23 protein-coding genes and 2 pseudogenes are annotated in these 24,027 nt (G+C 60.9%); 22 read left to right on the forward strand and 3 right to left on the reverse strand.

What is annotated here, in order from left to right; all coding sequences use genetic code 11:
• Positions 1–149: 149 nt before the first annotated feature.
• The 7 genes and pseudogenes from ACZ2HM_RS20150 to ACZ2HM_RS20180 all read left to right on the forward strand — a co-directional run.
• Positions 150–1,090, forward strand: a pseudogene (locus ACZ2HM_RS20150) (IS3 family transposase); the annotation flags it as partial.
• Between the two features lie 195 nt (positions 1,091–1,285).
• Entirely contained in the window at positions 1,286–2,344 is a 1,059-nt protein-coding gene (locus ACZ2HM_RS20155; protein ID WP_470425396.1) for an IS110 family RNA-guided transposase, read from the forward strand.
• A 16-nt stretch (positions 2,345–2,360) separates the two neighbouring features.
• A pseudogene (locus ACZ2HM_RS20160) lies at positions 2,361–2,546 on the forward strand (IS3 family transposase); the annotation flags it as partial.
• A gap of 82 nt (positions 2,547–2,628) precedes the next feature.
• A complete protein-coding gene (locus ACZ2HM_RS20165; protein ID WP_470427315.1) occupies positions 2,629–3,672 on the forward strand; it encodes a His-Xaa-Ser system radical SAM maturase HxsB in 1,044 nt (347 codons plus the stop codon).
• A gap of 95 nt (positions 3,673–3,767) precedes the next feature.
• On the forward strand, positions 3,768–4,745 hold the full coding sequence (hxsC, locus tag ACZ2HM_RS20170; protein ID WP_239018959.1) for a His-Xaa-Ser system radical SAM maturase HxsC: 978 nt from the start codon (positions 3,768–3,770) through the stop codon (positions 4,743–4,745).
• The gene (gene hxsA, locus ACZ2HM_RS20175; protein ID WP_165418739.1) at positions 4,742–5,323 is read left to right on the forward strand and encodes a His-Xaa-Ser repeat protein HxsA; all 582 of its coding nucleotides are present in this window, start codon (positions 4,742–4,744) and stop codon (positions 5,321–5,323) included. The genes hxsC and hxsA overlap by 4 nt, the downstream gene beginning before the upstream one ends.
• 111 nt (positions 5,324–5,434) lie before the next feature.
• Entirely contained in the window at positions 5,435–5,854 is a 420-nt protein-coding gene (locus ACZ2HM_RS20180; RefSeq protein ID WP_235209612.1) for a TfoX/Sxy family protein, read from the forward strand.
• Between the two features lie 139 nt (positions 5,855–5,993).
• Here ACZ2HM_RS20180 and ACZ2HM_RS20185 read toward each other — a convergent pair whose 3' ends face one another.
• Positions 5,994–7,352 carry an alginate export family protein gene (locus ACZ2HM_RS20185; RefSeq protein WP_086486061.1) on the reverse strand — a complete coding sequence of 453 codons (1,359 nt, stop codon included), beginning with the start codon at positions 7,350–7,352 and terminating at the stop codon, positions 5,994–5,996.
• Between the two features lie 50 nt (positions 7,353–7,402).
• Between ACZ2HM_RS20185 and ACZ2HM_RS20190 the strand changes: the two genes are divergently transcribed.
• The 3 genes from ACZ2HM_RS20190 to ACZ2HM_RS20200 all read left to right on the forward strand — a co-directional run bounded on the left by ACZ2HM_RS20190 (position 7,403) and on the right by ACZ2HM_RS20200 (position 10,502).
• On the forward strand, positions 7,403–8,356 hold the full coding sequence (locus tag ACZ2HM_RS20190) for a chromate resistance protein ChrB domain-containing protein (protein WP_081764061.1): 954 nt from the start codon (positions 7,403–7,405) through the stop codon (positions 8,354–8,356).
• Positions 8,353–9,756 carry a chromate efflux transporter gene (gene chrA, locus ACZ2HM_RS20195; RefSeq protein WP_174827277.1) on the forward strand — a complete coding sequence of 468 codons (1,404 nt, stop codon included), beginning with the start codon at positions 8,353–8,355 and terminating at the stop codon, positions 9,754–9,756. Before ACZ2HM_RS20190 ends, chrA begins: the two co-directional genes overlap by 4 nt.
• Before the next feature lie 71 nt (positions 9,757–9,827).
• Positions 9,828–10,502, forward strand: coding sequence for a superoxide dismutase (locus tag ACZ2HM_RS20200; protein WP_043150357.1), 675 nt, complete (start codon positions 9,828–9,830; stop codon positions 10,500–10,502).
• Between the two features lie 12 nt (positions 10,503–10,514).
• On the opposite strand, the gene ACZ2HM_RS20205 is transcribed toward ACZ2HM_RS20200, so the two are convergent.
• Complete coding sequence (locus ACZ2HM_RS20205) at positions 10,515–10,787, reverse strand: metal-sensing transcriptional repressor (RefSeq protein ID WP_130752821.1); 273 nt, start codon at positions 10,785–10,787, stop codon at positions 10,515–10,517.
• Positions 10,788–10,871: 84 nt separating this feature from the next.
• Here ACZ2HM_RS20205 and ACZ2HM_RS20210 point away from each other — a divergent pair, with 84 nt between their 5' ends.
• The 12 genes from ACZ2HM_RS20210 (at position 10,872) to ACZ2HM_RS20265 (ending at position 22,825) form a co-directional block, all read left to right on the forward strand.
• Entirely contained in the window at positions 10,872–12,230 is a 1,359-nt protein-coding gene (locus tag ACZ2HM_RS20210; protein WP_441347669.1) for an MFS transporter, read from the forward strand.
• 67 nt (positions 12,231–12,297) lie between these two features.
• The gene (locus ACZ2HM_RS20215; protein ID WP_043150358.1) at positions 12,298–12,693 is read left to right on the forward strand and encodes a hypothetical protein; all 396 of its coding nucleotides are present in this window, start codon (positions 12,298–12,300) and stop codon (positions 12,691–12,693) included.
• Between the two features lie 55 nt (positions 12,694–12,748).
• Entirely contained in the window at positions 12,749–14,017 is a 1,269-nt protein-coding gene (locus ACZ2HM_RS20220; RefSeq protein WP_086486057.1) for a TolC family protein, read from the forward strand.
• The gene (locus ACZ2HM_RS20225; protein ID WP_043150359.1) at positions 14,014–15,171 is read left to right on the forward strand and encodes an efflux RND transporter periplasmic adaptor subunit; all 1,158 of its coding nucleotides are present in this window, start codon (positions 14,014–14,016) and stop codon (positions 15,169–15,171) included. Before ACZ2HM_RS20220 ends, ACZ2HM_RS20225 begins: the two co-directional genes overlap by 4 nt.
• A complete protein-coding gene (locus ACZ2HM_RS20230) occupies positions 15,168–18,395 on the forward strand; it encodes an efflux RND transporter permease subunit (RefSeq protein WP_086486056.1) in 3,228 nt (1,075 codons plus the stop codon). Before ACZ2HM_RS20225 ends, ACZ2HM_RS20230 begins: the two co-directional genes overlap by 4 nt.
• Before the next feature lie 186 nt (positions 18,396–18,581).
• The gene (locus tag ACZ2HM_RS20235) at positions 18,582–19,055 is read left to right on the forward strand and encodes a hypothetical protein (RefSeq protein ID WP_130752820.1); all 474 of its coding nucleotides are present in this window, start codon (positions 18,582–18,584) and stop codon (positions 19,053–19,055) included.
• Positions 19,056–19,072: 17 nt separating this feature from the next.
• Positions 19,073–19,552 (forward strand): hypothetical protein, encoded by a 480-nt coding sequence (locus ACZ2HM_RS20240; RefSeq protein WP_239018957.1) that lies wholly within the window; start codon positions 19,073–19,075, stop codon positions 19,550–19,552.
• A 15-nt stretch (positions 19,553–19,567) separates the two neighbouring features.
• Complete coding sequence (locus ACZ2HM_RS20245; protein ID WP_470427316.1) at positions 19,568–19,816, forward strand: DUF4198 domain-containing protein; 249 nt, start codon at positions 19,568–19,570, stop codon at positions 19,814–19,816.
• Positions 19,817–19,848: 32 nt separating this feature from the next.
• The gene (locus ACZ2HM_RS20250; protein WP_043150362.1) at positions 19,849–20,229 is read left to right on the forward strand and encodes a hypothetical protein; all 381 of its coding nucleotides are present in this window, start codon (positions 19,849–19,851) and stop codon (positions 20,227–20,229) included.
• Positions 20,230–20,239: 10 nt separating this feature from the next.
• Complete coding sequence (locus ACZ2HM_RS20255; RefSeq protein ID WP_043150364.1) at positions 20,240–20,968, forward strand: HupE/UreJ family protein; 729 nt, start codon at positions 20,240–20,242, stop codon at positions 20,966–20,968.
• Position 20,969: 1 nt separating this feature from the next.
• On the forward strand, positions 20,970–21,587 hold the full coding sequence (locus tag ACZ2HM_RS20260; RefSeq protein ID WP_043150366.1) for a hypothetical protein: 618 nt from the start codon (positions 20,970–20,972) through the stop codon (positions 21,585–21,587).
• A 23-nt stretch (positions 21,588–21,610) separates the two neighbouring features.
• Positions 21,611–22,825: an acetyltransferase domain-containing protein gene (locus ACZ2HM_RS20265; RefSeq protein WP_043150450.1), complete on the forward strand. Its 1,215-nt coding sequence runs from the start codon at positions 21,611–21,613 to the stop codon at positions 22,823–22,825.
• A 279-nt stretch (positions 22,826–23,104) separates the two neighbouring features.
• Here ACZ2HM_RS20265 and ACZ2HM_RS20270 read toward each other — a convergent pair whose 3' ends face one another.
• Positions 23,105–23,998 carry an SDR family oxidoreductase gene (locus tag ACZ2HM_RS20270; protein WP_086486055.1) on the reverse strand — a complete coding sequence of 298 codons (894 nt, stop codon included), beginning with the start codon at positions 23,996–23,998 and terminating at the stop codon, positions 23,105–23,107.
• Positions 23,999–24,027 lie beyond the last annotated feature (29 nt).

The raw sequence follows: 24,027 nt of genomic DNA on the forward strand, positions 1-24,027 counted from the left end.
GATTATCTCATCCTCGTTCCGACCCTGCGTTGCAACCTTGATTGCAGCTATTGCCAGGTGTCTCGCGCACCTGAGCATGCAGCCTGGACTTGTAACGGATTTGCGCCGGTCACCTGAGCGATTAGAGCTCGCAACAGGAGACCGACGAGATGATCAAGCACACAGAAGAGTTCAAGCAGGAGGCGGTGCGGATTGCACTGACCAGCGGGTTACCCCGCGACCGGGTTGCATCGGATTTGGGGATTGGGAAGTCGACACTGGGGAAGTGGGTATCGCAGTATCGGCCTAGTGATCTGGTTTCAGCGCCGCAGGCAGATTTAGCGCGTGAGAATGAACGCCTTCGTCTTGAGAACCGTGTGCTGCGGGAGGAGAGGGAAGTGCTAAAAAAGGCCACGCAGTTCTTCGCGAGCCAAAGGCCGTGAAGTTCGCATTTGTGCATAGCTGGCGACACCGGTGGCCCGTTGAACTGCTCTGCCGTGTCATGGATGTTAGTGAACGCGGCTATCGTTCCTGGCGCTCGCGCCCGATCAGCAGGCGGGAGCGGACGGATATGAAAGTGCTGGCCCACATCCGGGAACAGTACAGGCTGAGCCTTGGCAGCTACGGCCGTCCTCGCATGACGATGGAGTTGAAGGAGGTGGGGCTCGATGTGGGCGAGCGCCGGGTCGGGCGGCTGATGAAGATCAACGGGATCAAGCCAGTCCGCACGCGCAAGCACAAGGTTACGACTGATAGCCACCATCGCTTGGGTGTCGCGGCAAACTGGCTGGACGGCGATTTTGCCGCAGATGCGCCCAATCGTAAATGGGCCGGCGACATCACCTATATCTGGACATCCGAAGGCTGGCTCTACCTCGCTGTTATACTGGACCTACATAGCCGTCGCGTCGTGGGCTGGGCAGTCAGCGACAGGATGAAGAAAGACCTGGCGATCAGGGCGCTGGATATGGCGGTGCGCCTGCGCCAGCCTCCCGAGGGCTGCCTTTTCCATTCGGATCGCGGCAGCCAATATTGCTCTTACGACTATCAGAAAAAGCTGCAGGCCTATGGCCTGCGTCCATCAATGAGCGGCAAGGGTAACTGCTACGACTGTGATTATGTTGCTGCGGCTTGATGGTCTGACCCATGCTACGATTGACCCCGTGTCATTGCGTTGACGTGTCGGCCATCAAGTCGCCCTGGCAACGGGCGAGATGTGACTTGATAGGAGCCTGACGGGTTTGCCCCTTCACAGTCCTGTCCTTCTCTGAACGGTGCCCGGGCACCGTTCAGAGAAGGACAGGACATGACCAATACCAACATCAGCGGCGTCATTATCGGTGTCGATACCCATAAATCCATCCATGTTGCCGTGGCAATCGATAACAACGGCAGCCGATTGACGGCCTTTTCGGCTCCAGCGACAACAAAGGGCTATAAATTGCTCGAGGACTGGGCGTGTGCGTTGGGCACCATCACAGCCTTTGGCATCGAGGGGACTGGATCATACGGAGCCGGGCTGTCTCGCCATCTTCTGGCCCAGGGCCATAAAGTCATCGAGGTCACCAGACCTAATCGACAGTTGCGCTATCAACATGGCAAAAGCGATAGCCTCGACGCTGAAGGCGCCGCACGGTCGGTGCTGGGCGGACAGGCGATCGCCCAACCCAAAACGCAAACAGGATCCGTCGAGATGATCCGGCATCTCAAAATCGCACGCGACACAGCAGTCAAATGCCGGTCGCAGGCCATGGTGACCCTGAAAACCCTGATCATCAACGCACCTGCGGCGCTGCGCGACACGCTCGATCAGATAAACGGAAAAATCGCGCTGATCCGATATATTGCTGCACTCAGGCCCGGCGCAATGACCTCGACGATCGCATCGGCCAAAACCGCCTTGCGGGCCTTGGCACAACGCTGGCTGGCTCTACACGAAGAAATTCAGTCGCACGACAAGGCGCTCGAGCAACTGGTCATGGCCAACGCACCAACGTTGCTGGCATCGCACGGGATCGCGACGATGACGGCGGCAGAAATGCTTATACTGGTCGGCGATGATCCCACCCGAATCCGCTCCGAAGCTGCACTCGCCAAGCTCTGCGGGGTGTGTCCCATCCCCGCATCAAGTGGCAAGACCAACCGCTTCCGACTCAACCGTGGTGGAAACCGGCAAGCCAATGCCGCGCTATATCGGGTTGCAATCGTTCGGATGCGCAACCATCCGCCGACACTTGCCTATGTCAGCAAACGAAAAATGGAGGGAAAGAGCAACCGGGAGATTATACGCTGCCTTAAGCGATACATCGTTCGCGAAATCTTTACCCACCTATGTCGCCCAAAAGCATCTCTGACCAGCGCTTGACAAATATAGGAGCCTCAATGCCTCCGTCGAGACGTTCTTCAAATCCCTGAAGGCCGAACTCATCTGGCGGCAGAGCTGGCCGACACGGCGCCGGGCGGAAGCTGCCATCTTCCAGTACATCAACGGGTTCTACAACACCCGCCGCCGACATTCATATCTGGGCGGCATCAGCCCGCTCGCCTTCGAAGCCAAGGTGGCTTAATGAGATAGGTGACCGGCACAAAACCGTTACAAGTCCAGCCGGCTTTGATTGGTCTCAAGATACGCTGGAAGCCGTTCTCGCGATGATCGATAAGCTCGACACGCAGAGCATCAAAATTGAGTTTCAGGGCGGAGAGCCTTTGCTCCGACCCGATCTCATCCATGCAGTCATCGAGCGATGCGCGCGGTTCACCGAAGCCAGCTTTGTCATCTGTACGAATTTGATGACCCTCGATGGGCCCTCCTGGGCACTGATTGACCGGCCTGACGTGCAGATCAGCACGTCTCTGGACGGGCCGTCAGACCTGCATCGGAAGAACCGCACCAGGAGTACGGAGGCGACCCACCGTTTCCATGCCAATTTGACGGAAATAACGGATCGTTATGGTCCCGGAAAAGTTTCGGCGTTGCCAACGCTGGACCCGAATGATCTGCCCGGTCCCGCCGATCTGATACAAGCATATACCGACTTTGGGTTGACCAGCATCTTCCTCCGCCCGGTCAATTTCCAGGGTTTTGCGCGCAAGCGTCATCCAGGCTCGCGCAGCTTCGACGAGCAATGGCGCACATTCTATGAGTCTTTTGTCAGCGAAATTATTCGACGAAACTGGTCAGATCGCAGCCAGGTTGTCGAGGAGAGCTATCTGAGCCTGTGCTTAAGGCGCATCTTTAAGCCTGGACTTGATCGCCATGTCGATCTTCGCAACCCTAATCCAGCTGGCCATGACTATGTCGTCGTGGATTATGACGGCGGCCTCTACCCGACCGATGAGGCGCGCATGCTCACCCGATCGAGGGTGATTGATCTGGGCATTGGTCACGTCTCAACCGGGATGGACCTCAGAGCGCGTGATGCTCTGAACGCTCATGCAACCAATAGCTTCGATCCGGCCTGCCAGCGTTGCGCCTATCAGCCTTTCTGCGGTCGAGATCTCATTGATGATCTTTCACGTTATGGTCGGGTCGATATGCCACGGCATGAGACGGCCTTTTGTCAGCGCCACCTGCACATATTCGATTTGGCATTCTCGCTGATCTTCTCGGAGGATGAGGCTACCAATTATTCCGTTCGCCGCTGGCTCGACTTGCCCGGATTACTCGGACCGATTGGCGCGCACTTGCAATGATCCCTCTCGTTCTTCCTTCGACATCGGATGCTGCCACGCCATTCGTAACGCGTCTAGGCGCGGTAAGGGGTGGCGATAATCGGGATGCGAGGCTGTTGAGCGATGCAGGTGGCATCGCGCTTTACAGCGGCGACGTTGGTCTTTTCACCATCGATCGCCCGGAAGGCATAAACCTTGAAGGTGACATAGTCCTCGTCGATCCATGCGCTGGCAGGGCCGAACGCCTGATACGCGCGGGATCCGACCATAACACGCTCCTGGTCACCGAGCGATGTGACCAGCTCTGCATCATGTGTTCACAGCCGCCCAAAAAGACCCATGATGATCGCTTCGCCGCATTTACAGACGCCTGCTTGCTCGCTCCGGAACGTTCGGTCATCGGTATATCAGGCGGCGAGCCAACATTGTTCAAAGCTGAACTGCTCGAGTTGCTGGAAACAGTCCTCGGCAAGCGGCCGGATCTGGCTTTTCATATCCTCTCCAATGGGCAACATTTCGAGCAAGACGATGTCGAACGATTACGGCAGCCCTGCTACCAACGGGTGCAATGGGGAATTCCGGTTTATTCAGCCGATCATATATCCCACGACCAGATCGTGGCGAAAGAAGGGGCATTGGCTCGTCTCGAAAAGAGCTTCTGCCATTTGCTGGCAGCGGGTGCCCGCATCGAATTGCGGACCGTAATGTTATCCGATAACTATCATGATCTGCCGCGGTTAGCGCGGTATGTGGCAACGCGCCTGCCGTTCATCGAGCACTGGTCGTTAATGCAGCTCGAAAACGCTGGCTTCGCCAAGAACCGCTGGGATGCTCTCTACGTCGATCATCAGCAGGATTTCGCGCCCCTGGGTCAGGCTCTTGACCATGCGATACTCTTGGGCCTCGACGTGCGCCTCTTCAACATTCCACGATGCAGTGTGCCACAGGAATATCGGCGGCACGCAATGGCGTCGATCTCGGATTGGAAGCGGCGATATGCGCCAGCATGTGCCCCATGCCATGAACGTGACCAATGCGGTGGATTTTTCGAATGGCATCCCAAGGATGCCGATCTCAAGGTGGTTCCCTTATGAAGAAATCGCGGTTCCTTATCTCGGGTCTGACTTTTGCGGGACTGGGCGCGGCAGAAGCCGCGCAGGCGCAATTCATGCAGGCGGTCCTCAAGGTCGACGAGCCCGGCAAGCAACCGCTGATCCAGCAATTTCGCCAAGAGCATAAATTCACCTTGGCCAGCCACAGATCCCACCGCAGCCATTCGTCTCACAGCAGCCATAGGTCTGGTTCGGGCGGCAGCATTTATCGCGCGCCTATATATACGCCAAGCTATCCCACCTCGGCACCCACTCCTACTCCGGCGCCATCGCGCTCTCGATCGACGACGAATGGGGCGTCATCGCTCTTGGATGCACCTGCCACTCCGCCTTCTCAGGCTCCCATTCCGCTTAGCGGTCGGACGGAACTCTTCACTACGATCACCAAGAGGGTGCAACTTGGGCTCCAATCCTACGGCTATTATCAGGGCGTAATCGATGGCGTTGTCGGCAAGGAAACCCGGACCGCATTGGAGAAATTCCAGGGTGACTTCAATCTGAAGGTGACTGGAACGATCACACCAGAAGTGTTGGATGCGCTGAAGATCGTGGCGCAGTGACATCATAACGCCGCGTCGATCGGCCATCGGCTTGGCCCTGCAGTGCGTTCCAAACAACTTCAATTCGCGCCGCTCGTTCTCTGAGAGGGTATCAAACCGGACCGGCCGCACTTGGGCACCGAAATTCGGCGGCTGAACGTCTTGGAAGGGTCGATTGACCCTCGACCTTTTCATCAGGACTGGCAATATCGCCTTATGGCGTCCGATCGTAAAACCGTTGAATTCCTTGTTGAGCAGATGGCAGGCGGCGGTACCGTTTCAGCCAAGGCGATGTTTGGCGAATTCGGCATTTATTGCGATGGGAAAATGGTCGCATTGGTCTGCGACGACCACCTATTCTTAAAGCCCACGATTGGAGGGCGGGCATTCGCTGCCGGTGCGGAAGAAGCCCCTCCATATCCCGGTGCAAAGCCCTTTCTCCTGATCGACGCGGAAAAGTGGGATGACCGTGAGTGGCTTGCCGAGATCGTTCGTATCACTTCTCAGGAAGTACCTGCTCCCAAGGTCAGGACCAAGCGCAAATCCGGTTGATGCAACGCCTGGCAGAAGCCCGTGTTCGTTAACCTAATGTCCGCTTTTAGAATGTGGAGGTGGCATAGTTGAATGCCCGAGAAGGGTCGACCCTCGTCAGCCAGCCTTCGCAACATCCATCAGTTAGAGCCAGAGCAGCTCAGAAACTGGCGGTCAGATTGAACGAACCATATTTGGTCCAGCGCCCCGCCGGCGCGTTGGGTGCGTCGCGCAAGAAGCGGCCCTTGGCCAACAGCAGTCCGTCAAATTCGAAGCGCAATCGCGCCGGGATGAGCCAGTAACGCAGCCGTGCTTCCAGTTGGTGGCCGGCAAAATCCCCTGACCGACCCGATGCATCGCGCACCCCGGTCCCTGCAAAACTGTCCTCGCTGGCGGCCAGCCACATCGCCCGATACACCGCAAAGGCGTCGAGGCGCTTGCTGGGCGTGACCTCCAGCCTGATGCCAGGCGTCATGATGTTCGTGCGAGCGATCGCATTGTAAAGACCCGCTGGAGCCAGATCCGCCCGGCGCATGCCGAATAGTGTGTCGAAACGCCCATAGCGTCCGCCACGCCGGTCACCGCTGGCGCGGTCGAGTTCCACAGAGAGGCGGGGCTTCCATACAGCTGCAAAACTATAGCCGATATCGGCATGGATGAAGTTGGCGCTGACCGACTGGCGCGATGCAGCAGACGCAAGCGACGCACTGATGGCGCCGGTCTGGAAAAGGGCTTCGATTTCATAATCGAATTTTCCAACGCGCGGCTCTGCGATGATGCGAACCCCGAACGTATCGAGCGATCGGTCGCGCGTCGGCCGCCCGGGCGCATCGCGTTCGCCAAGATGATAATAGCTGATTTCGCCTGTTGCCGATCCCAGGATATTGCTCTTCGTCATCAGGCCTCCCCATAGGACGAGATCGAAACTCTCCCTGTCGAGCTTGACCCTGGCGTCGCGAAGATCCTTTGGATCGTCCGGCAGCCGGACCTGCGGCAGGGTGTAGATCAGCGTCGCCTTGATCCCCTTCGGCATGACCAGATCGGCGCGCCCGCCCGTATAGCCATTGGTGGTGTTGCGATAATCATCGGCCGCGACGAGACGCCGCGATCCCAGGTTCAGCATCATCCGCCCTGCCGTCAGGGTCAGTTTCGACCCCTTGCCGAAGGGTGCCAGGATGTCGGCCGCCACATAGGCCTGGACCGGCTCCAGCGCATTCACCTCCCCAACCGTAACAGGCGTGCCGGCATCGTCACCGAACACGCGACTGTCATAGAGTTCGACCCCCAACCGCACATCGCCCGTCCTATATTCGGCGAGAATGTTTGTGCGGACATTGAGCAGGTCGTCGCTAGCGTTGAAGCCCGTGCGCGCCTGTCTTTCGATCGCTTCGTAGCGGACGCGGATCGCCCCGCTCACGGTGAGACCGTCAGGCGCATCATCGGCCATTGCGACGGACGGCAGGCTGAGCGCGAGGCAGCAAGTCAGGGCAGCAGACAATCGGACAGGCGCAAGCGGCATAAGATATATATATTCCTTTAATCCGAATCAGATGATATATATGTTCTATCATGACGACAAGCGAACCCTCCATCTGGCTGGCCCTGCTGCACCAGCTTCCCGTCAAGCCGCCCTATCTGCGCGTGAAAATCTGGCGTCGCCTGCAGGCGATCGGTGCGGTGCCGCTCAAAAATGCGGTGCATGTCCTGCCTCTCCGCGACGAGCATGAAGCGGCGTTTCGCGGTCTGATGGCCGAGATCATCGAAGGCGGCGGCGAGGCGACCCTCATCGAAGCCCGGATGCTGGGCGGCCAGAGCGACGGTGATATCCGCGCGATGTTCGACGCCGCACGCGACTCCGACTATGACGACATAGCCCAGGCCGCGCGGCGGCTGATCGACACCGGCCCTGCCAGCGGCACCGATATCGCCAAGCTCCAGAAGCGGATGGCGGATGTCGTCCAACTCGACTTTTTCGGCGCGCACGGGCGGCAGCAAGCGCAAGCCGCGTTGGCGGATCTCGACAGGCAACGCTATCAGCATCCCGATGTCAGTCGCGATGAACCGGCCGCCGACCTGCCGCGCGATCTGAGGGGCAGGACATGGGTGACGCGCAGCGGCGTCCATGTCGATCGTATCGCCTGCGCCTGGCTGATCCGCCGCTTCATAGACCCGGATGCGACCTTCCGTTTCGTCGATGGCCGTAGCTACGCGCCGCAAAAGGACGAATTGCGTTTCGACATGGCGGATGCCGAATTCACCCATGAGGGCGAGAATTGCAGCTTCGAAACCCTGGTCGCGCGCGGCGGCCTGACCGATGATCCGGCGCTCATCGCCATAGCGGAGATTATTCACGACCTGGATATTGCCGACGGCAAGTTCGCGCGGCCCGAGACGGCGGGCCTTGGTGCGATGCTGTCGGGCGTCTGCGCCTCCACCGACGACGACCTGCAGCGCATCGCGACGGCCAGCGACGCGCTGAACCAGTTCCACGCCTATTTTTCGAACCGAAAGGCAGACCGATGACCGCAACCGGCTCCATGCTCGCCGATCCATCTGGGCCGAAAGCGAGCGATCATGGCATCCCGCTTGGGGAGGCGACCCGCATCTGGGCGCGCATCGCCGCATTGAGTTTTGGCGGACCGGCCGGCCAGATCGCGGTGATGCACCGCATTTTGGTCGAGGAGAAACGCTGGATCGGCGAGGAGCGGTTTCTCCATGCGCTCAACTATTGCATGTTGCTGCCCGGCCCGGAGGCGCAGCAGTTGGCCATCTATATCGGCTGGCTGCTGCACAAGACGCGCGGTGGGCTGATCGCGGGCGCGCTCTTCGTTCTGCCCGGTTTTCTCGCCATATTGGCCTTGAGCTACCTCTATGTGCTGCTGGGTCAGTTGCCGCTGATCGAGGGCATATTCTTCGGGCTGAAGGCCGCTGTGCTGGCCGTGGTGGTCCAGGCGGTCGTGCGCGTGGGATCACGCGCGCTTAGGAATAATGTCATGCGCGGCATCGCGGTTGCAGCCTTTGTCGCGATCTTCTTTCTCGACGCACCCTTTCCCCTGATCATACTGGCGGCCGGTCTCGGCGGCTATATCGGCGGGCGCAGCGGGCTGCCCCAGTTCAAGGGCGGCGGCGGTCATGGCTCAACAGGTGGTGAGGTCGTCCATGACCGGGACACCGCGCTGGGTGAAGCCTTGCCCGACCATGCGCGACCCGATCTGGGGTGGTCGCTGCGGATATGCGCGATCCTGTCATTCCTCTGGCTGGCGCCCGTTGCCGGGCTGTTCCTGATCCTGGGGCCGGACAATGTGTTCACCCACATCGCCACCTTCTTCAGCCAGATGGCGGTCGTGACCTTTGGCGGCGCCTATGCCGTTCTTGCTTATGTGGCGCAGAAAGCGGTCGGCACGTTCGGCTGGCTGCGCCCCGGCGAAATGCTCGATGGCCTGGGCATGGCGGAAACGACGCCTGGCCCGCTCATCATGGTGACGCAATTCGTGGGATTTCTGGCCGCCTTTCGCGATGCGGGCACGATGGCGCCCCTACTGGCGGCGACGCTGGGCGCGATCCTCACGACCTGGGTGACGTTCGTGCCCTGCTTCCTGTGGATCTTCGCCGGCGCGCCCTTCATCGAGCGGCTGCGGGGCAACAAGGCGCTCTCGGCGGCCCTGACCGCCATCACCGCAGCGGTCGTGGGCGTCATCTTCAACCTCGCCATCTGGTTCGCGATCCACACCTTGTTCGGCCAGACGATGGCAGTCCGTTCGCCGACCGGCAGCTTCGACGTTCCCATTCCCGTTTCCATCAATATAGCAGCGGTCGTGCTGGCGGCCGCCGCCGCCGTCGCCATCTTCAGGTTCAAGCTGGGCGTATTGACGGTTCTCGCCGGCTGCGCGACGCTGGGCGCGATCTACACCCTTACCGTCTGACAGGATCTGTAAAAATGGTTGATGTCTCTCGTCGTACCGCCTTTCAAACCCTGGGAGCAGGCGCTCTGGCCATGGCCGCCACCGATACGGCAAGCGGACAAGTCGCCGCGCCGCCCGCCGCCTTGCCGCCAGCCTTTGCCGGCACGCACCAGCCCAAGCCGCTGCGCTTCGATCCGGCGAAGCTGGACGGGCTGTCGGAGCGCCTCATCCGGTCGCATTGGGAGAATAATTATATCGGGTCGGTAAAAACCCTCAACATGGTCGAAACCCGGCTCGCCGCCGCGCTGGCCGATGTGGACATGCCGCCGGTCCTCTATGGCGGCCTCAAGCGCGAGGAATTGCACCGGACCGGATCGGTCATTCTCCATGAGATATATTTCGATGGACTCGGCGGTAATGGCGAGGCCGCTGGCTCCATTCGCGCGGCGCTCGCCAAAGCCTGGGGATCGTTCGAGACATGGGAGAAGGATTTCCGGCGCACGGGCCTGTCGCTGGCCGGCGGATCGGGCTGGGTGATCCTCGCCTATAATCTCCATACCCGTTCGCTGCACAATCATTGGGCCTGGGACCATATGCATGGTGCGGCCGCCGGCATCCCGATCCTCGCCCTCGACATGTACGAGCATAGTTTCCACATGGATTATGGCACGCAGGCCGCCAAATATATCGACGCCTGGTTCCGCAATCTCGACTGGCAGGCGGCCGACCGGCGCTATGCGCAGGCGATAGCGGTCGGGGCCAGCTGAGGTCGGCAGCGCCTATAGATATTTCGAGATCGTGCGGAATTCTTCGACGGCCGAACCCATGCCTTCCGTCGCCTGGGTGTGGCTGAGGCAATGGTCGAGATGATCGTGGATCAGTGCCTTCTTGGCGCTGACGATAGCCTTTTCGACCGCCTGGAGTTGCTGGGCGATGTCTGCGCAGGGGCGTTGGCTTTCGATCATCTCGACGATGCTGCGCAGATGGCCACCCGCACGGTTCAGCCGCTTTACGATCGCGGGATGGCTGTCATGCCGATGCTCGATGGTCACTCGTGAAAATTCCTCAGTGTCACAGCCTTTACCTATCCCCCTGGGGAGGATATTGCAACGATCTGTATATCCCCCCTGGAGGATATGGATTCGCTGGAGTCGCCCTTGCTTTCCGTGCTCGCCAATCGCACCTATCGCCATCTTTTCTGTGCGCAGGTCATCGCATTGGTGGGCACGGGCCTTGCGACCGTGGCGCTCGGTCTGCTGGCCTATGACATAGCCGGCGGCAATGCCGGGGCGGTGTTGGGGACGGCGCTCGCGATCAAGATGATCGCCTATATCGGCGTAGCGCCCATTGTCGGCGCTTTTGCCGATCGCCTGCCGCGCCGCGCCTTTCTGGTGGCGATGGATATCGTGCGCGCCGCGGTTGCCCTCTGCTTGCCATTCGTCGATCAGACGTGGCAGATCTATATTCTGATATTCGTCCTGCAATCGGCATCGGCGGCTTTCACCCCGACCTTCCAGGCGACCATTCCCGATGTCCTGCCCGAGGAACGCGACTATACCCGCGCGCTCTCCCTATCGCGGCTCGCCTACGACATGGAAAGCCTGACCAGCCCGATCCTTGCCGCTGCGCTGCTTTCGGTCATCAATTTCCACTGGCTGTTCTCGGGAACGGCGATCGGCTTCCTTGGATCGGCGATGCTTGTCGCCACGACCGTCCTGCCCAGGGTGGCAAGCGCCGGGCCAGGACAGCGCGATATCTACGCCAGGACCACGTGCGGCACACGCATCTATCTCAAGACCCCGCGTTTGCGCGGGTTGCTTGCCCTCACGCTGGCATCGGCGGCGGCCAGTTCCATGGTGATCGTCAACACGATCGTCATCGTGCGTGACAGGCTGGGCCTTGCCCAGAGCGATGTGGCGCTGACCCTCGCCGCCTATGGCGCAGGGTCTATTCTGGCAGCACTGACATTACCCCGACTGCTCGATCGGATCGCGGATCGCACCATCATGCTGAGCGCAGGGACGGCGATGGCGTCGCTGCTCGCATTGCTGGCCGTCGCGACTTTCCGGTACGGCGCTGCGCCGGGCTTCTGGTGGGTCATCCTGGGCGGATGGTTCCTGCTTGGGATCGCCTATGCGATGAGCATCACCCCATCGGGTCGATTGCTCAAGCGATCGGCAACGGCCAGCGACCGCCCTGCATTGTTCGCCGCGCAATTTACCCTGAGCCATTGCTGCTGGCTTTTATGCTATCCATTGGTCGGGCAGCTTGGCGCCAATGTGGGCCAGGGTGTCGCTTTTCTCATGATGGCGGTGATCGCCAGTGTCGGAACGGGATTAGCCGTTTTCCTGTGGCCTGCCGGCGATCCGGACATTGTGGCGCACGATCACCCCGAGCTTGAACGCGATCATCCCCATGTCCGAGAGGCGCATGGCGATGATCGCCACCATATATTCATTATCGACGACCTGCACCAGCATTGGCCCCGCCAATGAAGGGAAAATATCGTCTGACCGCCGCAGCATCTTGTGAACTGCCTGCGCTGCCTATACTCCTTGCCGCATGACGGTCGCGCCAATCCGGCAGCGTGCTTATGCAACGCCCCACAACCCAAGGCGCAGCTTTGCGCTTCTGGGCGTGCTGGCGCTGCTTGGCATGATCATATTGTCGACCTGGCACGATGCCTTGCCGCATGTTCATGCCTCAGCGCAGACGGTGAGCGTCGGTATCGACCATCATGACCATGACGACGTGGATGACCACGCCTCTTCGGATCAGGACGATTTCTCCGACCTTGTCCATGTCGCCGCCCATGTGGTGGCTCAAACCGTTGCCGTGCCTGCGGCGCCTGTCGTCGCGCAGGCCATGATTTCGTCTGCGATGTCCTGGGGCGTGGTCCCGGTCGATGACATCGGGTCGGTCAGGCCGCAATCCTTGCTTCGCCCCCCACGAATCTAATTGCGAGCGCGTTTCGTCGCGCCCGTTTTTACGCATTCGTTCAGGGGAATATTTGATGAAAGCCTTTAGAGGCCGGCTGCCGCATTGCGCGGTATCCGGCGTGGTCGTGGCGACGTGCCTTCTGGCGGCTGCCGGGACGGCGTGCGCGCAAGTCGCGCCGCCCTATGCAACGCTATTGCGGCAGAGCGCTGACGCGCCGCGCCTTGCGCTCAGCGAAGCTGAAATCCGGCGCGCCGAAGGCTTGTCGGAGCAAGCGCGGGCGCGGCCCAATCCCAGCGTCAGTTTGATGACCGAGAATGTCACAGGGTCCTCGCCCTATCGTGGCTTTGATCGGGCCGAAACGACGCTGCAATATAATCACACGCTGGAACTGGGGGGCAAACGTGGCGCCCGGATCGAGGCTGGCGAGGCGGGTGTGACCGCGTCGAAGGCGCGCGATCAGGACGCCCGCGCTGCCTATGCCTATGATCTGGCCCTGGCCTACGCGGCGGCCGAAGCCGCAGACAGCCGAAACGCACTGGCCCAGGACGAGGTCGAAGAGGGCGAGGCCGATCTGGGCGCCGCAAGGGCGCTCGTCGATGCCGGCAAGGAAGCCAGGCTTCGGGCGCTCCAGGCAGAAACCTCACTCAACGAAGCCAAGGCCGCGCTGCACCTTGCGAACGCCAATCGCATCGCGGCCTTTGCCCGCCTGTCCGCCCTGACGGGGTCGCAAACCCCTTTTGCGAGCCTGGCCCAATCCGTGCTGGACTTGGGGGCAAAGACACCTGCCGTCGGACCGGTCGATCCTCTTGCCAGCCCTTATTATCTGGCCGCGCAGGCGGAGCGCGAAGCCGCCAATCGACGGCTGAAAGCCGAGCAGCGGCGGGCCGTGCCGGACGTCACCGCCAGTATCGGCGTTCGTCGCCTCGAATATGATAATGCCACGGCGCTGCTGGGCAGCCTGTCCTTGCCGCTCCCGATCTTCGATCGCAATCGCGGCAACATAGCGGCCTCCCGCGCGGAAGCCGACGCCGCGCAGGCGCGGCTTGCCATGGCGCAGAATGATGCGCGGGCGGAAGCGCAGGCGTCGGCTGCCCAATTCCATGCCGCCATGGCGCGCGTGACCGCCGCGCTGGGCGCGCAGGCGACCGCCGACGAGACCTATCGACTGGCCCGCATCGCCTATGAAGCCGGCAAGTCGTCGATCATCGAACTGCTCGCCGCGCGCCATGGTCTTGCGATCACGCGCGGCGGCGTCCTCGACGCGCGCCTAGCCGCTTTCGAAGCGCGCGCGCGCCTTGCCCGTCTGACGGGCAGCACCATTTCCGGAGATCCGATCCAATGACGCCTGACAACAGACTTTATGCCGGCGCCGCGGTCGGTCTTATCCTTGCCGCTCTTGCAGGCTTCGGGCTGGCGCGCATGACCGCGCCCGACGCGCCGGTCGTGCAGACCCAGGCGGCAGCGCCTGAGGCTTCAGCCGATACCGTCGATATCGATGCGGCAGGGATCAGGATGTCGGCCATCACTATCGCGCCCGCAGCGGGTACGGCGCTGTCAGGCATCATAATGTCCAGCGCGAGGGTAGAGGCGACCCCCGATGCGGAAGCCGTGCTGACCGCAAGGGCGCCCGGCACCATCACCCGCATCTTCAAGCGGATCGGCGATAGCGTCCAGGCGGGGGAGACGATTGCCCTGGTCGAAAGCCGGGACGCATCGACCATCGCGGCGGACAGGGGAACCGCCTCCGCCCGGGTGACGCTGGCGTCCCGTCAACTCGCCCGCGAACGAACCCTGCTCAACCAGGGCGTTTCACCGCGTGCGGACTTCGAAACCGCCCAGGCCAATCTTGCCGTTGCCCAAGCCGAGGCGCGCCAGGCAGAGGCCGCAGCGCGTGCGGCGCGCGTTACCGGCGACGGGCGATCCGTCGCCGTGGTCAGCGCCGTGTCCGGCACGATCACATCGGCCCCTGCAAGCCTTGGGGCCTATGTGCAGGCAGAGACGGAATTGTTCAGGGTCGCCGATCCGCGGCGCATCCAGATCGAAGCAAGCGTCCCGCCCAGCGATGCTGGCCGGGTGAAGGCCGGCGATCGGGTTGAATTGGCGACCAATGATGGCCGCACGCTTGAAGGCCGGGTCCGGTCGGCCACCGGGGTCGTCGACGCCCAGACGCGGCAAGCCACCATCATCATCACGCCCGGCAGTGGCGCAAGCATGGTCGCGCCGGGTCAACTGGTGCAGGCGCGCATCTTCGCCACGGGCGACGTCGGCGTCGCTGGCGGCGGGGTCACCGTGCCGCAGGACGCGGTGCAGACGATCGGCGACCATGATGTCGTCTTCGTCCGCACCCGATCCGGGTTCAAGGCGCAGCCGGTCCAGATCGGCAGTCGCAGCGGCGGCATGGTGTCGATCGCCGCGGGCCTCAAGGCGGGGACGCCGATCGCCACAACCAATGCCTTCCTCCTCAAAGCCGAACTTGAGAAGGAAACGGCAGAATGATCGGGCGCATTCTCAGCCTGTCCGTCAGGATGCGATGGCTGGTGGCGTTTCTCACGCTACTGGTCGTGGCCTTTGGCGGATGGCAGATCACTAAGCTGCCGATCGATGCCGTGCCAGACGTCACCAATCGACAGGTGCAGATCAGTACATTCGTGCCCTCGCTGGGGCCGGTCGACGTCGAGAAACAGGTCACTTTCCCCGTCGAAACGGCATTGGCCGGCATTCCCGGCCTTGAAATGACGCGGTCCTTCTCGCGGAACGGCTTCAGCCAAGTCACGGCTGTATTCACCGACAGCACCGACGTCTATTTTGCCCGTCAGCAGGTCACAGAGCGCCTGGCCCAGGCCAAGGACAGCCTGCCCGACGGCGTCCAACCCAACCTCGCGCCGCTCAGCACCGGCCTTGGCGAGATCTTTTTCTACTCGGTCGCCTTCCGCCATCCCGACGGCAAAGGCGTAAAGGCCATAGATGGAAAACCAGGCTGGCAGTCGGACGGCAGCTATCTGACGCCCGAGGGCGAGCGGCTGACGACCGAACTGGCCAAGGCCGCCTATCTGCGCACGGTGCAGGATTGGATCATTCGCCCGCAAATGCGCAATGTTCTGGGCGTTGCCGGCGTCGATTCCAACGGCGGTTATGTGAAACAATATCTGGTCGAGCCCAAGCTGAACGCGCTTGCCACCTATGGTCTGTCGATTACCGAACTGGCAGACGCCTTGGAGCGGGCGAATGTGTCGGCTGGCTCCAACTATGTGCGCCGCGCCGGGGAAAGTTTCCTCGTCCGCGCCGACGCGCGGCTGAAGTCGATCGAGGATATTCAGGACGCGGTCGTGGCCACCCGGGCAGGTGTTCCGGTGCGGGTGCGCGATGTAGGCGACGTCGTGATCGGCGGCGCCGTGCGCACCGGGTCGGGCAGTCGCATGGGTTCCGAAGCGGTCATTTCCACCATCTTGATGCTGGTCGGCGAAAACAGCCGGGTCGTGGCTACCCGCGTCGCCGACAAATTGGTCGATATCAACAAATCGCTGCCGCCAGATGTTTTTGCCGAGGCGGTCTACAACCGGTCCAAGCTGGTCAACGCCACCATTGCCACCGTCGAAAAGAATCTGATCGAAGGCGCGCTTCTGGTCATCGTCATACTGTTTCTGCTGCTCGGCAATATCCGCGCGGCGCTGATCACGGCTGCAGTGATCCCGATCACCATGTTGATGACGGCATCCGGCATGAACGCCCTTGGCGTATCGGGTAATCTGATGAGCCTGGGCGCGCTCGACTTCGGACTTATCGTCGATGGCGCGGTCATCATCGTGGAAAATGCGCTGCGTCGTCTGGCCGAGCGACAGGAACATGAAGGTCGTCTGCTGACGCTGGACGAGCGGATGAGCGAAACGATCGATGCGGCCAAGGAAATGGTCCGGCCTACCGTCTTTGGCCAGCTCATCATCTTTCTCGTCTTCGTGCCGTTGCTGACCTTCCAGGGGGTGGAGGGCAAGACCTTCGCGCCCATGGCGACAACCTTGATGCTGGCGCTTGCATCGGCGTTCGTCCTGTCGATCACCTTCGTGCCGGCGATGATCGCGATCGTCGTCAGCGGTAAGGTCAGTGAAACCGAAGTCAAGCCGATCCGCTGGTTTAAGGAGAAATATGCGCCGCTCCTCGACAAGGCAGTGGCGCGGCCGGTGCCGTTCGTCGCGGCCGGTGCGGGCATCTTCTTCGCTGCCGTTCTGGCGTTCGGCCTGCTGGGAGAGGAGTTCATGCCCCAGCTCGACGAGAAGGACATCACGGTCACCAACTTCCGGGTGCCATCCGCCTCGATCGACCAATCGACGCAAATGCAGCTTCAGATCGAGAATGCGCTCAAGACGCTGCCCGAGGTGGAACTGGTATTTTCCAAGAACGGCAATGCCGACCTTGGCACCGACCCGATGCCGCCAAACTCGTCGGACACCTATGTCATTCCCAAGCCGGAAAGCGAATGGCCGGCCGAGGTGACGTCGAAGGAAGATATCCTGCGACGTATCGAAGAGCGCATGAAGCCGCTCATCGGCAATCGGACGGAGATCCAGCAACCCATCCAGATGCGTTTCAACGAACTGATCGCCGGCGTGCGCGCCGACGTCGCGGTCAAACTTTATGGTGACGATCTGGAGGCGATGAGCGAGCAGGCTCGTCGCATCGCTGGCGTACTGCGCGGGATTCCGGGCGCAGGCGATGTCAGCGCCGAACAGACCGACGGCGCGCCGACGTTCGATGTCAAGATCGATCGGCAGGCTGCAGCACGTTACGGCCTCTCGGTGGAGGAAGTGGCCAACACTGTCTCTGCCGCGCTGGGTGGCCGGGAAGCGGGGCTGTTGTTCGAGGGCGATCGCCGCTTCGCGGTGGTGGTGCGCTTGCCCGATGCGCAGCGGGACGATGTCGAAACGCTGGGATCGATCCCGGTCATGCTGCCTGCGGCCGATGGTCAGGTGGCAGGCTCCATTCCGCTAAGGGAGGTGGCCCGGTTCAGCTATACGCAGGGGTTGAACCAGATCAGCCGCGAAAATGGCAAACGGATGGTGGTCGTTCAGGTCAACGTCCGTGGTCGCGACCTTGGCGGCTTCGTCGAGGAAGCCCAAAAGGCGATCGGCCAGATGCAACTCCCGTCAGGCATGTATACCGAATGGGGCGGGACGTTCGAAAGCCTGCAGTCGGCGCGTTTGCGGTTGATGCTGGTCGTGCCGATCTGCTTCCTCGCCATCTATGCGTTGCTTTATATGGCGCTGGGCGGCTTCATTCCGGCGGCGATCGTGTTCAGCGCGGTGCCGATGGCGCTGGCGGGCGGGGTGTTCGCACTTCTGCTGCGCGGCATCCCCTTCTCCATCACGGCAGCGGTCGGCTTCATCGCGCTGTCCGGCGTCGCGGTGCTGAATGGTCTGGTCATGATGAGCGCCATCGGCAAGCATCGCGAAGATGGCGCAAGCGAGGATGACGCCATTATCGGGGGGGCAATGGAGCGTGTCCGGCCGGTCCTGATGACGGCGTTGGTCGCCAGTCTTGGCTTCGTGCCGATGGCGCTCGCCACCGGCACGGGGGCGGAGGTTCAGCGGCCCTTGGCGACAGTGGTCATCGGCGGACTTATCACCTCGACCGCGCTCACATTGCTTGTGCTTCCCGCAATAACGGCGCTCGCGGCAAGGTGGCGAAGTTCTCGGAAAAAGGCCCGTTCGCAGCCGCTTGAGCCGTGAAAATGATCTGGAATCGGACGCTTGTAACGCCCGATTCCATGTCTTTTACAAAGCCTGTGAGCGAACGCCGAAAACATTCGATTTGATACGGAATATGCGAGGAATTCGGAGGATTATTCCGCGAAATGGCATTCAAACCACATCCTACGCCTCTCAATGTCGATACGAATTTGGGGAGCCAAGACAATGGCTGCACGCGAGATGGAAACGCAACGTGACCAGCGGCGCAATGGCCCCGGATTGCAAGCCGCGGGACTGTTGATCGCTGCGCTCATGATCAGCGGTTGTGGCGGGATACAGGAGAAAGCTGCTCCCGTCGTTGGATCGACAACGCATGCTCAGAGCGTCTTTGCGGCATGCTGGAAAACGGCTGGTGAAGGCCATGTGCGCGAGCGACGAGGCCCGCAGCATAGCCTTCGCTATTATTACGGCCTGCACCGGGACGCAGTCAGGGGGCAATGTCGTGCCTATGCAGACCGAACAAATGCGAGACTATGGGAGAAGATCAATAAGAAATATCCGGGGCTTTCTACTTCCCAGGCATTTGAAAAATCGTGCGGAAACGCCCTAAAAGTCGCGCATCATTACCAATATGACCTAACGCATTTCAGTGATCACTTGGCCTTGTGCCGCATGATGGCTGAAGAATTGGAAAATTGAATAGGTTGGAGACTCGTATGAGACTGGTTCGAACATTATCCGTCGCACTGGGTGTAAGCACGTTGCTGGCGGCAACCGCGCCGGTCGGTGCGCACGGCATCTGGTTCGCGCAGCGGGCGCGCCAACTGGCGCTGGTCTATGGCGTTGGCGCCGACGATCTGGACGCCGTCAAGCGCTTGCCATTGGTCAAGACGGTCACCGGCTATGACAGCGATTGGGCACCCGTCACCACCTCTCTTCGCGCCGCCGGTGCAATCCCGGTCGTCGACAGCGACGAACCGGTCGCGGCCGTCGCGGCCACCATGGATTATGGCTATTGGAGCAAGACCCCGGACGGAGAGTGGCATAACAAGGGCCGCGACGAAGTCCCCAACGCGACGCTTGCCGAGCATAATTTCAAATATGCGGTCCATCTGACGCAAGTGCCGACCAAGCCGGTGCCGCTGTTCGAGGGCCACACGCTTCAGGTCGTGCCCGCCGACCTTGCCATTCCCTAGAAAATGGGCGAGCCGATGAAGGTGCGCGTCTATTACAAGGGCAAGCCTGTCGCCGGTGCCACCGTGATGCAGGATTATGTCAACGATCCCGACGAAGTCGCCCCGGCCAAGACCGGCGCTGATGGCACCGCCACGATCAAGCTGCGCAACCAGGGCATCAACGTGCTGATGGCGATCTATGTTGGCCAGGCGACCGACAAGAAGGTCGATCATGAGGAATATCGCGCCTCGCTGTCCTTCGTCCTCCCTCACCTGCCCGAATAAGCCTTTCGGCCAATCCATTGGAGACATGCATTATGAAGATCGATCTTTTCCGCACGGGGCTTGCTGCCCTGGCACTTGCCGCGCTGCCCGCTTCCGCCTTCGCGCATGGCAGCATGAAGCCGCAACATGGCGGCCTCGTACATATGTCGGGTGAAACCCTGATCGAACTGGTGACCGGCCCCAAGGGTGTCGACGTCTATCTGAGCGAAGAAGATGAGCCGGTGCCTGCCGCCGGTTACACCGCCAAGCTCACCCAGACGGCAGGGAGCGCCAAGACCGAAGCGGCGCTCAAGCCTGCCGGGGGCAACAAGCTGACTGCTGCCGGCTTCAAGGCGGCCAAGGGCGCGAAACTCGTTGTGGCCCTGATCGACAAGAGCGGCGCGAAAATCTTCGCGACGTTCCAGACCAAGTAAAGGCGCCGACATGCACAGCGCGATCCGGTTTCCGCTCCAACCCCAGATATTGCGGCGGATCGTGCTGCTGCTTTTGGGCTTGGCCATGGCGTTCATGAGCGCGACGCTCTGGGCGCATGGCGTCAACGAGAATGACAAGGCCTTCATCGAAGGTGCGTCAGGCGTCAACATCATCCCCTATATGTATCTGGGGGCCAAGCACATGGTCACCGGCTACGACCATCTGCTGTTCCTGGCCGGGGTCATCTTCTTCCTCTATCGGTTGAAGGACGTCGGCGCCTATGTGACGCTGTTCGCGATCGGCCACAGCACCACGCTGCTGTTGGGCGTGATCTTCGACATTCGCGCCAACCCTTACATCATCGACGCGATCATCGGCCTGTCGGTCGTCTACAAGGCGATCGATAATCTGGACGGGTTCAAGACCTGGTTCGGCGTATCGCCCAATCCCAAGGCGGCGGTGCTGATCTTTGGTTTCTTCCATGGCTTTGGCCTGGCCACCAAGATCCAGGAACTGACGCTGGCCAAGGACGGGCTGATCCCCAACCTCATCAGCTTCAACGTGGGCGTTGAGATGGGCCAGTTCATGGCGCTGACCGTGATCCTCCTGCTGATGAACCTGTGGCGCATGTCGTCCAGTTTCAACCGAACGGCCACCGTCGCCAACGCCGCGCTCATGACCGCCGGCTTCGTCCTCATCGGCTTCCAGTTGGCCGGCTATTTTACCCAGGGTGCCTGACATGACCATGCAAACTGCTTCCGCACTTCCGACCTCGATCAAGCCCTCGCCTTCCACGCTTGCCAAGGCGACCGGCGGCGCGGCCATCGCGGCCGTTGCTATTCTCACCTTGTTCGTGCTGCCGGCCGAATATGGCATCGACCCCACCGGCGTCGGCACGGCGCTTGGCCTCAACGGCATGGTCACCGGCGAAGCGGCCGAAACAGCCCCCGCGCCCGCGCCGGAAGCTGCCGGCCCAACCGACATCGCGATTCCGACCAAGGCGACCATCGCCAAGTCGGCCGCATGGCGACAGGACGAGATGACCATCACTCTGGCACCTCATAGCGGGCAAGAGGTGAAGGCGCACATGGTCAAGGGTGACAGCTTCATCTTCCAGTGGAAGTCGACAGGTGGTCCGGTGAAGGCCGAAATGCACGGCGAAAAAACCGGCGTCACCGACGGCTCCTTCACCGACTATTGGAAGGAACTCGAACTTACCGGCGGTCAGGGCGACTTCACTGCGCCCTTCGATGGCACCCATGGCTGGTATTTCCGCAACAAGGGCGAAACGCCGATCACCGTCACCGTCAAGACGGTCGGCTTCTACAAGGATCTCTTCCTGCCCAAGGGTGAGTGAAGAGCCAGGCGAGGGATAATCAGATGAACAGCATTGCGGGCCAGGCGCCCCTTACAGCCCTAAACCCCGGCATGACATCGCCTGTCGCCGCTGCAAAGGCGCGCACGCGTTTGATCGCCATCGACGCGCTGCGTGGTTTGGTGATGCTGTTCATGCTGGTCGATCATGTCCGCGAAACATGGTTCCTGCATTTGCAGGTCACAGATCCCGTTGACGCGAATATAACCGATCCGGGACTCTTCTTCACGCGCCTGCTCTCCACCTTCTGCGCGCCGACTTTCGTCGCGCTGACCGGCCTTTCGGCATGGCTCTACGGCCAGTCGCATAGTCGGGCTCAGGTGTCTGAGTTCCTGCTGAAGCGCGGGCTTTTTCTGATCTTCCTGGAATTCACGATTGTCTGCTACGCTTGGCCAACACAGGCCAACACATTCCCGCCCCCCACCATCTGGTTCCAGGTGATCTATACGATCGGCATCAGCATGATCGCGCTGGCGGCGCTGCTCCATCTGCCGCGCCCTGCGCAGTTCGCTCTGGGTTTGGCGATCGTCTGCCTTCACAATCTGCTCGATCCGATTCGCTTGAGCCCGGATTCTCCCTTCTTCATTCCATGGGCGATGCTCCATCAGCGCGACAAATTCGAGATCGCCGGGATCCTGTTCAAGACGACGTATCCGGCGCTGCCCTGGATCGGCATCATCCTGTTAGGCTATGCCTGCGGTCCGTGGTTCGCGCGGGGCACCGATCCCAAGCCAAGGATCAAGCGGCTGGCTATGCTTGGCCTGGGCCTGCTTGTCGGCTTCCTGCTCATCCGCACGCTCAATTTCTATGGCGACAAGCCCTGGTTCATCGCGGACACGTCGTTGCGAACCGTCATGAGCTTCCTCGCGCTCACCAAATATCCGCCATCGCTGCTCTTCCTGATGCTGACCGTGGGCACCGGATGCCTGTTGCTGGCGCTGTGCGAGAAGTTCGAGGATAGCAAGATGATGCCGACGCTCGCCATGCTGGGCGGCGCGCCGATGTTCTACTACATCCTCCATCTCTACACGCTCAAGCTGCTCTACAATATCGCGATGCTGCTTTACGGCCCGACGAAGGGCGCCGTGTTCGGTGTCGATAATCTGAGGTGGGTATGGATCTGGGTGTTTATATTGATCCCGGTTCTCTATTTTCCAACGAGATGGTTCGCCCGGCTCAAGCAGCGCCGCAAGGATATCTGGTGGCTGAAATATCTTTGATTGCGAGATTGTAGTGAGATGCCGCTGGTTCAATGTCAGCCAGAAAGCAGCTTCGTTGCAGCATGAATCGGAGCAGCTGCCAGTCCGGCTTTGCAGCAGTTTGCGAGCTTACAAATAGAATTGCGGACGGTCTGCTGTTGCGATGAGAAATTTGGTCGCCAAACGGCTGATTCGGGTCGAGGGCAGAGATCACCTGTTAACACGGATCGCACGCGCCGGTGGCCAACCAGCTGTCAGACAATGTTTGGTGATTTGGGCACGTCGGCAACACCGCACCGTTCAGGCAATACCCGCACCACCGGTGACGCCATAGACCTCGCCGGTGATATAACTGCCCTCCTGCGACGCCAGCAGCACATAGATGGGCGCGATCTCGACGGGTTGGCCGGGGCGGCCGAACTGGCTCTGCTCGCCGAATTTCGTGACCTTTTCCTGCGGCTGACCCCCAGTGGATTGCATAACCGTCCAGAAGGGGCCGGGCGCCACGACATTGGCGCGGATGCCTTTCTCGATCAGTTGCTTGGCCAGCGCCTTGGTATAGGCCACTATCCCCGCCTTGGTCGTCGCATAGTCGAGGAGGATGGCCGATGGATCATAGGCCTGGATCGACGCGGTCGTGATGACCGAGGCACCGGCAGGCAGATGCGGCACCGCCGCCTGCACGATCCAGTGCAACGCATAGAGGTTGGTCTTCATCGTGCGGTCGAAATCATCTGAGCTCAGCACCTGCACATCGTCCCGGAACTGCTGACGGCCCGCATTGATGACCAATATGTCCAACCCGCCAAGACCGGCGACGGCATCGTCGACCAACTGGCGGCACCAGGCTTCATCCATCACGTCGCCGGGAAGCGCGACGGCTTTGCGCCCCTCCGCTTCGATCAGAGCTATCACGGCCTGCGCATCGCTCTCTTCGCTGGGCAGATAGGCAATGGCGACATCGGCCCCTTCCCGTGCGTAAGCGATAGCCGCTGCCCGACCAATGCCGGAATCGCCACCCGTGACGAGCGCCTTGCGCCCCTTAAGCTTGCCCGACCCCACATAGCTCTCTTCGCCATGGTCCGGTGTCGGGTCCATCTGCGCCGCTATGCCTGGGGCTGGCTGGGGCTGCTTGGGGAAAGGCGGTTTGGGATATTGGTCGCGTGGATCTTGCAGGGTGAGGCGATCGGCCATGATGGCTCCTTGCTGATGAATGGCGAGCG

This window comes from Sphingobium sp. KKT206 (assembly GCF_055640555.1).

Bases quoted from the DNA above. Each gene is read 5' to 3' on its own strand.
- ACZ2HM_RS20155 (WP_470425396.1), top strand. From the start codon at position 1,286: ATGACCAATACCAACATCAGCGGCGTCATTATCGGTGTCGATACCCAT.
- ACZ2HM_RS20165 (WP_470427315.1), top strand. From the start codon at position 2,629: ATGATCGATAAGCTCGACACGCAGAGCATCAAAATTGAGTTTCAGGGC.
- hxsA (WP_165418739.1), top strand. From the start codon at position 4,742: ATGAAGAAATCGCGGTTCCTTATCTCGGGTCTGACTTTTGCGGGACTG.
- ACZ2HM_RS20185 (WP_086486061.1), bottom strand. From the start codon at position 7,352: ATGCCGCTTGCGCCTGTCCGATTGTCTGCTGCCCTGACTTGCTGCCTC.
- ACZ2HM_RS20190 (WP_081764061.1), top strand. From the start codon at position 7,403: ATGACGACAAGCGAACCCTCCATCTGGCTGGCCCTGCTGCACCAGCTT.
- chrA (WP_174827277.1), top strand. From the start codon at position 8,353: ATGACCGCAACCGGCTCCATGCTCGCCGATCCATCTGGGCCGAAAGCG.
- ACZ2HM_RS20200 (WP_043150357.1), top strand. From the start codon at position 9,828: ATGGCCGCCACCGATACGGCAAGCGGACAAGTCGCCGCGCCGCCCGCC.
- ACZ2HM_RS20210 (WP_441347669.1), top strand. From the start codon at position 10,872: ATGGATTCGCTGGAGTCGCCCTTGCTTTCCGTGCTCGCCAATCGCACC.
- ACZ2HM_RS20215 (WP_043150358.1), top strand. From the start codon at position 12,298: ATGACGGTCGCGCCAATCCGGCAGCGTGCTTATGCAACGCCCCACAAC.
- ACZ2HM_RS20220 (WP_086486057.1), top strand. From the start codon at position 12,749: ATGAAAGCCTTTAGAGGCCGGCTGCCGCATTGCGCGGTATCCGGCGTG.
- ACZ2HM_RS20225 (WP_043150359.1), top strand. From the start codon at position 14,014: ATGACGCCTGACAACAGACTTTATGCCGGCGCCGCGGTCGGTCTTATC.
- ACZ2HM_RS20230 (WP_086486056.1), top strand. From the start codon at position 15,168: ATGATCGGGCGCATTCTCAGCCTGTCCGTCAGGATGCGATGGCTGGTG.
- ACZ2HM_RS20235 (WP_130752820.1), top strand. From the start codon at position 18,582: ATGGCTGCACGCGAGATGGAAACGCAACGTGACCAGCGGCGCAATGGC.
- ACZ2HM_RS20240 (WP_239018957.1), top strand. From the start codon at position 19,073: ATGAGACTGGTTCGAACATTATCCGTCGCACTGGGTGTAAGCACGTTG.
- ACZ2HM_RS20245 (WP_470427316.1), top strand. From the start codon at position 19,568: ATGAAGGTGCGCGTCTATTACAAGGGCAAGCCTGTCGCCGGTGCCACC.
- ACZ2HM_RS20250 (WP_043150362.1), top strand. From the start codon at position 19,849: ATGAAGATCGATCTTTTCCGCACGGGGCTTGCTGCCCTGGCACTTGCC.
- ACZ2HM_RS20255 (WP_043150364.1), top strand. From the start codon at position 20,240: ATGCACAGCGCGATCCGGTTTCCGCTCCAACCCCAGATATTGCGGCGG.
- ACZ2HM_RS20260 (WP_043150366.1), top strand. From the start codon at position 20,970: ATGACCATGCAAACTGCTTCCGCACTTCCGACCTCGATCAAGCCCTCG.
- ACZ2HM_RS20265 (WP_043150450.1), top strand. From the start codon at position 21,611: ATGAACAGCATTGCGGGCCAGGCGCCCCTTACAGCCCTAAACCCCGGC.
- ACZ2HM_RS20270 (WP_086486055.1), bottom strand. From the start codon at position 23,998: ATGGCCGATCGCCTCACCCTGCAAGATCCACGCGACCAATATCCCAAA.